At 65.9% G+C, this 6,935-nt stretch carries 8 protein-coding genes; 3 read left to right on the top strand and 5 right to left on the bottom strand.

Going from position 1 to position 6,935, the window contains the following annotated elements; translation table 11 throughout:
* Positions 1-188: hypothetical protein (locus K0S66_RS04895; RefSeq protein WP_301074020.1), on the top strand; the 188-nt coding region annotated here is incomplete at its 5' end.
* 26 nt (positions 189-214) lie between these two features.
* A complete protein-coding gene (locus K0S66_RS04890) occupies positions 215-1,681 on the top strand; it encodes a lipopolysaccharide biosynthesis protein (RefSeq protein WP_301074019.1) in 1,467 nt (488 codons plus the stop codon).
* Between the two features lie 7 nt (positions 1,682-1,688).
* Here the strand turns inward: K0S66_RS04890 and K0S66_RS04885 are convergent, their stop codons facing one another.
* On the bottom strand, positions 1,689-2,117 hold the full coding sequence (locus tag K0S66_RS04885) for a CBS domain-containing protein (RefSeq protein WP_301074018.1): 429 nt from the start codon (positions 2,115-2,117) through the stop codon (positions 1,689-1,691).
* Positions 2,118-2,178: 61 nt separating this feature from the next.
* Here K0S66_RS04885 and K0S66_RS04880 point away from each other — a divergent pair, with 61 nt between their 5' ends.
* A complete protein-coding gene (locus K0S66_RS04880) occupies positions 2,179-2,523 on the top strand; it encodes a hypothetical protein (protein WP_301074017.1) in 345 nt (114 codons plus the stop codon).
* A 104-nt stretch (positions 2,524-2,627) separates the two neighbouring features.
* On the opposite strand, the gene K0S66_RS04875 is transcribed toward K0S66_RS04880, so the two are convergent.
* The 4 genes from K0S66_RS04875 to hisS all read right to left on the bottom strand — a co-directional run bounded on the left by K0S66_RS04875 (position 2,628) and on the right by hisS (position 6,930).
* Positions 2,628-3,506: a DUF4167 domain-containing protein gene (locus tag K0S66_RS04875; protein WP_301074016.1), complete on the bottom strand. Its 879-nt coding sequence runs from the start codon at positions 3,504-3,506 to the stop codon at positions 2,628-2,630.
* A 259-nt stretch (positions 3,507-3,765) separates the two neighbouring features.
* Positions 3,766-4,617, bottom strand: a complete 852-nt coding sequence (gene prmC, locus K0S66_RS04870; protein WP_301074015.1) for a peptide chain release factor N(5)-glutamine methyltransferase — start codon at positions 4,615-4,617, stop codon at positions 3,766-3,768.
* A complete protein-coding gene (prfA, locus tag K0S66_RS04865) occupies positions 4,610-5,683 on the bottom strand; it encodes a peptide chain release factor 1 (protein ID WP_301074014.1) in 1,074 nt (357 codons plus the stop codon). Before prfA ends, prmC begins: the two co-directional genes overlap by 8 nt.
* Positions 5,680-6,930 (bottom strand): histidine--tRNA ligase, encoded by a 1,251-nt coding sequence (gene hisS, locus K0S66_RS04860; RefSeq protein ID WP_301074012.1) that lies wholly within the window; start codon positions 6,928-6,930, stop codon positions 5,680-5,682. Before hisS ends, prfA begins: the two co-directional genes overlap by 4 nt.
* Between the last annotated feature and the right edge of the window lie 5 nt (positions 6,931-6,935).

Raw genomic sequence — 6,935 nt, 5'->3', positions numbered from 1 at the left:
AGCTAACCCCCTTTTACCGGGGCGGCCATGGCGCCTTGTTTTCGCTAACCACTCCAGCAACCCGTCCGGGCCACCGCTGCGGTGACACCCATCTAGGTGCACCCAACCTACCCGTCAAACACTTTTTACAACTTTCCTACACTCACCCTCAAAAACAACGGTTTTCCGCCGGTTTTAACTTGCCGTGAAGTCACACAGCTGTAGCGGAACCGACATGGTCTCCCCCATCAGCCCGCCAGATCAGGTCGAATCGCTCGCCAGTCAGGTGCGCAACGCCGTTATCTGGCGCTCGGGGACGCAGATCGCAGCCCAGCTGGTGCAATGGGCGTCGACCTTTCTGGTCATCCGGATCCTGTCACCGGGTGACTATGGCCTGTTCGCCATGACGGGGGTGGTGATGGCCTTCCTCAACATGCTGAACGGCTATGGCCTGGCGAGTGCCGTGGTGCAGCAGCGCGACATTACCGAGCGCCAAGTCCGGCAATTGTTCGGCATGCTGATCGTGCTGAATCTAGCTTTGGGCACCGCCCAGTTTATGCTCGCGCCCCTTGCTGCGGCGTACTACCGCCAGCCGGAGGTCGCTCACCTGCTGCGCGTGCAGGCGTTGATCTATATCGCGACGCCCTTCATCGCGCTGCCGCAGGCATTGCTGAGCCGCGAGATGGACTTCCGCTTGCAGGGGCGTGTGAATATTCTGTCATCGGTGGTGGGCGCCGCCACGGCGCTGACCGGCGCCTTCGCAGGTTGGGGCGTATGGACGCTGGTGTTCGCGCCGATGATGCTGTTTGCCGCGCGCGCCGCCGGAATAACGATCGCCGCGCGGATGTGGATCAGGCCGGTGTTCGACTTCCGCGGCGCCGGTGCGCTTGCCCGATTTGGCGGCATGATGGCCGCCAGCCAGCTGTTTTGGTTTCTGCAGAGCCAGGCCGACGTCTTCATTGCCGGTCGCCACCTGACCATCCACGATCTGGGCATCTATACGACCAGCCTGTTCCTGGCGCAGATCTTCGTCTCGAAATTCGTGCCGCCGCTCAACGAGGTCGCCTTTTCCGCCTTTGCCCGCATCCAGCATGATCGAACCGCCACGGCGGCCGCGTTCGTCAAAGGCGTGCGGATCGTGATGCTCGCCGCCTTGCCCTTCTATGTCGGTCTTGCGGTAACGGCCGAGCCACTGGTGTTGGTGATGCTGGGCGAAAAATGGGCGGCAGCGGCACCGGTCGTTCAACTGCTGGCGCTCGCGATGCCCTTCATGACGCTTCAGGTACTGTTCTCGCCAGCGTGCGACGCGATGGGGCGTCCGGGCATTGGCGTGCGCACGGGTGCCATCGGATCGGTCATCCTGGCGACAGGCTTCCTGATCGGCGTTCAATGGGGGGTAATCGGGCTCAGCCTGACATGGATCCTCTGCTACCCGTTGTATCTTGCGATCAGTTGTTCGCTGGCGCTGCCGGTAATCGGCGCCCGCCTGCGCGACATTGCCCGGGCGATTGCCCCTTCCCTGCTGGCGGCCGGCGTGATGGCAGCGATCGTGGTTCTGGTCGACCGGTCGGTTGGTTGGGCGCCAGTACCGCGGCTGTTGTTGCTGGTGAGCGTCGGGGCGGCAATCTACGGCGCCATGCTAATCCTGTTCGCCCGGCCGCTAGTCCGCGAAACGGTCGCTCTCGTCCGGAACCGCGTGTGAGGCCCGATCACGCCTGCTGGATATAGTCGCGCATCGCCGCCGCATCCGCCTCGACGCGATCGATGCGGTATTTGACGAGATCGCCGATCGAGACGATGCCGATCATCCGCCCCCGCTCGATCACCGGCAGGTGGCGGATTCGGCGCCGGGTCATCAGCGACAGCGCGCCCATCACCGCATCCTCTGGCGATACAGTCACGGCCGGCGCGGTCATCACATCGCGCACGCGGCGATCGAGTACGCTCGTATCGCCCTCCTTCAAGCAATAGATCACGTCGCGTTCGGAAAAGACCCCGGCGACATTGTCCCCATCCATCACGGGAACGGCGCCGATCCGCCGGGTCGCCAGCAGCGCCACGGCATCTCGGACCGAATCGCCCGCCGTTACCGTCACGATGTCGTGACCCTTGCCGCTCAGGATTGCCGCGATCGTCAACACCTCTCTCCTCGTCCTGGGGACCCGTGCGACGGCTCAGGAGCCGATCGCGGGCGCCTTCTTGCTGGAAGACTGCGCCATTTCGCGGCAAATGGAAAGCATGAGCCGTCTCGATGACCCTGAATACGCCCGCTTTGCCTGGGCGCGCTTTCGCCGCCTGCTGAGCTGGAGCGGCGCCATCGGCGTGATCGCATCGGTGATCGCGATCTGGCTGGTGGGACGCGCTTACGGCGAACTCAACTGGATCGCTGCGCTGGCAACGGTGGGCGGTGTTACCGGATCAGTCCTCATGGCGGGGGCGCTGATGGGCCTGACCTTCCTGTCCTCAGGGACCGGCCACGACGAGGCCGTCGACACGCGCGATTTCGAGGAGTCTGACAGCGCGGGGGATCCCACCGGCCGCTGACGGGTGCGCCTCGCATCGAGAGATTGAGGCGTCACACACAGAAAAGGCCGGCGACGCTTTTCGCGCCACCGGCCTCTTGATCGTTTATCGCGGATCGTGCGGTGTCAGGCCTCGACCTCAGCCGGGGTCGCGATCGAACGACGTCGGCGAGGCTTAGGCGCTGCATCGCCCGCCGCTTCCTCGCCACCGATCGCCGGCGGCAACGCGCTGGCGTCAAAGCCGAGCTGGTCACCATCTTCGGCCACTACCTTGCGCGGACGACCACGACGCTTGGGCGCCGATGCTTCCGCGGAAGCCTCGTCCCGGACGGGTGGCTGACCCATCGCGTTGTCGGAGTCGCTCGCCGTTACGCGCGCGTCGGCATAGCCCTCGCCGTCGCCCGTCGACTGGGGCTGCTCAGCGGCATATTCCTCGCGCGGCTGGCCCTCACGTGCCCCCGCGTACCGCGGACGACGCTCACGCTGGCGATCACCTTCGGGTCGACGATGATCGTCCTGCCGGCGATTGTCGGAGCGTTGCGCATTGCCCTGCTCACCATCCGCCCGCTGCTCATCATCACGATGGGCGCGGGGGCGCTGATCGTCACGCTGCCGCGAGCCACGCTCGCCACCACGATCGTCCTGGTTGCCGCGGCCCTGCTCGTCCGCACGGATCGCATCGCCCTCGTCGCCATAATCCTCGTCGCCGTCGAAATCGTTCTGCGGGCGGCGTTCACGATTATTATCGTCGTATCGGCCACGCTGGTCGGCGAGGACGCGAAAATAATGGTCGGCGAACTGGAGGTAATATTCGGTGTTTACCCGATCGCCCTGGCGCTGCGCGTCCGACGCCATGTTCTTGTACTTTTCGTACAACTGACTGGCATTGCCGCGCGCACGGCTGTCGATCCGATTGCCGTTATCGCGTGAACCCTGGCTTCCGCCACCTTGCGGGCGCTGTCCACCGCGGCCGCGACGACGGCCGTTCTGACGGTTGTTGATCAAATTACTGTCCTCGTCCTCAAACCAAAAACGGCCTTGCTCCCGGGATATTCGGTGCAACAATCCCCGGCCCGGGCGGAAGCGGCGCAAAACACCGAACCTTCAAGGCCTGCCATGGCCGCCGGACTGCAGCGGCTGATGACGAAGGGTGGGCGATCCGCCCAAATTCAACAGACAATGTTGATTTTGCGTGCCCCTGCGCTCGCCATAGCTGCTGAGCGGGCTATCTCAAAGCGAAATATTGTGAACAGATCCCATCATTTCAAGGCTTGATCACCAGACAACGGTCACGTCCGGCAAGGTCCTGTCGGCAAGTGACGTGGAGCCCCTGCGCGGTGAACAGTGCACCGGCGGTCTGCCGCTGATCGGCGCCGATCTCAACACAGGCGACACCGCCAAAGGCGATCTGCCGCCCAAGCAGTGGCGCAATACGGGCATAGTCCGCCAGTCCGTCCTTCCCCGCATAGAGCGCCGACGCCGGTTCGTGCTCCGCGACCTCTGCCGGGATGGGGACATCAAGCGCCACATAGGGTGGATTGCACAACACCAGATCAAATCGCTCGCCGGTGCCATGCCAGTCGCCCGAGCGGATCACCGCCCGGCCAGGAGCAATGCGCGCCGCATTGATGGTGGCGATCTCCAGCGCGGCGGGAGAGGCATCGATGCCGACGCCAGTCGCGTCGGGCCATTGATCTAGCGCGGCGAGCAGCAGCGCGCCTGATCCGGTACCCAGATCAAGGATCGTGCGGGGGCCCGGCGCGCCCGCGAAATGAGCGACCGCCGCCTCGATCAGCGTTTCGCTGTCCGGGCGCGGGATCAGGACACCGGGGGCTACCTGAAGATCGATGGTCCAGAAGGCGCGTGTGCCGGTGATATAGGCGATCGGTTCATGCTGCGCGCGACGATCAACCAGCGCGGCAAAGGCTGGCGGAACCGGTTGATCGGAAAGGGTCAGCAACAGTCGCTCGCGCGATAGGCCAAGCGCATGGGCCAGCAAAAGCTCGGCGTCGAGCCGCGGCGTTTCAGAGAAGTTGAATCGGGCTGCGGCGGCGGCCAGCGCGGCACGGGCACCGCCTGGCGCCGCATATTCAGCACCGGCAGGTTCCTCAACCATCGAGCGTGGCCAGCCGCTCCGCCTCATCCTCCGCGATCAAGGCGCCGATCAGCTCATCCATGTCGCCGGCGAGGATTTCGGGCAGGCGATGCAGCGTCAGGTTGATGCGGTGATCGGTGACGCGGCCTTGCGGGAAATTGTAGGTGCGGATCCGCTCCGAGCGATCGCCGCTGCCGACCATCGACTTGCGCGCGCCGGCGCGTTCCGCATGAAGCCGCTCGCGCTCCAGCTCATACAGCCGCGTGCGCAGCACCTTCAGCGCCTTCGCCTTGTTCTTGTGCTGCGATTTTTCGTCCTGCTGGATCACCGTCAGCCCCGTGGGGATGTGGACGATGCGCACCGCGGAATCGGTGGTGTTGACCGACTGGCCGCCCGGGCCGGACGAGCGATAGATGTCGATCCGCAGATCCTTGTCGTCGATCTGCAAGTCGACGTCCTCCGCCTCCGGCAGCACCGCGACGGTGGCGGCGGAGGTGTGAATCCGCCCGCCGCTTTCGGTGACGGGCACGCGCTGCACGCGGTGCACGCCGCTTTCGAACTTGAGCTTCGCGAACACGCCGGTGCCGGTGACCGATGCGACCACTTCCTTGTAGCCGCCGGCGTCGCTTTCGGAGGCGGAGATCAGCTCGATCCGCCACCCCTGGCGCTCCGCATAGCGCTGGTACATGCGGAACAGGTCGCCGGCGAACAGCGCGGCTTCGTCACCGCCAGTGCCAGCACGCACTTCGAGCATCGCCGAGCGTTCGTCCGCCGCGTCGCGCGGCAGCAGCGCGAGCGCGAGCTTGCGGTCGGCGGCCTCGAGCGCGACCTTGTTCTCGCGCAGCTCGTCCTCGGCCATGGCGCGAAGCTCGGCATCGCCGTCGCCGGTCATGTGCGCGAGGCTCTCGGCCTCCTGCCGCAGGCGGCGCACCTCGGCCGCCGCCTGCGCGACTGGCTCCAGCTCGGCATATTCCTTCGACACCGCGACGAAGCGGTCGCCCGGCAAGTCGCCGGTCGCCATCAGCGCGGCGAGTTCGTCACGCCGCGCCTCGATCTGGCGGATGCGGTCCAGCGAAATGGCGGTCATTGATGCGCCGCAATCACCGGATCGATGATGGCGCGCACCTGATCGATCTCGTCCTGCGCGGCGCCATAGCCGCGCTGCGACACCTGAAGTGCGCCGTCCCGCAGCGACAGGCTCATCGTCTGCGACGGCTTGCGCTTCAGCGCCTTGTCGAAGCGCTTGCGCGGGCTGCCCTCGATCGTCGCTTCCGCCGCCACGCCGCCACGGCGCAGCGCGGCCACCGCCGCCGTCGCCAGCAGCTCAAGCCCCGCGCTTTCCGCGATCACGTTGACCGGGCCGGCGAACTCCGGCTCCTCCAGCAGCATCGCCAGTCGCTCGACACCGGCCGCCCAGCCGACACCGGCCGTCGGCTGGCCGCCGAGACTTTCGACGAGGCCGTCGTAGCGCCCGCCGGCGAGAACGGTGCCCTGTGCGCCGAGCCGATCGGTGACGAATTCGAACGCGGTGTGGCGGTAATAATCGAGGCCGCGGACCAGCCGGTCGTTGCGGGTCCACTTCACGCCCGCCGCATCGAGGCCCGCCGTCACCGCGTCGAAGAAGGCGCGTGCCTCTTCGGTGAGGAAATCGTCGATCCCCGGCGCGGCATCGGCGATCGGGCGATCGCGCGGGTCCTTCGAATCGAGGATGCGCAGCGGGTTCTTGTCCAGCCGGGCGAGGCTGTCTTCGGACAGATCGCCGCGGTGCGCCTCGAAATGCGCGACCAGTGCTGCACGCCATGCGTCGCGCGTTTCCGCATCGCCCAGCGTGTTGAGCTGGAGCGTCACGCCATCGGCGATGCCGAGTTCGTGCAGCAGCTGATCGGCGAGCGTCAGCAACTCGACATCGGCGGCGGGCTCGGGCGCGCCCAGGATCTCCGCATCGATCTGGTGGAACTGGCGATAACGGCCCTTCTGCGGGCGCTCGTAGCGGAACACCGCGCCCGACGTCGCGACCTTCAGCGGCGCGAACTGCTGCCACCCCTCAGTCAGATAGGCGCGCGCGATGCCGGCGGTGAATTCCGGCCGCAGCGTCAGCGAATCGCCGCCGCGATCAGGGAAAGTGTACATTTCCTTCGACACGACATCGGTCGTCTCGCCGATCGAGCGGGCGAACACCTCGGTCGCCTCGAACATCGGGATCTCGACGCGCTGGAAGCAATAGAGCTTGCGCACGCGATCGAAGGTGTCGAGCACCTGCGCGAAGCGACGCTGTTCGCTGCCGAAAATGTCCTGCGTGCCGCGCACGCGGTTGGGAGTCTGGATACGGGCCATCACGG

This window comes from Sphingomonas sp. (assembly GCF_029239295.1).
GTDB lineage: Bacteria > Pseudomonadota > Alphaproteobacteria > Sphingomonadales > Sphingomonadaceae > Sphingomonas.
The sequence above is the reverse complement of the archived record's forward strand: the minus strand, read 5'-3'. Positions and strand labels throughout refer to the sequence as shown.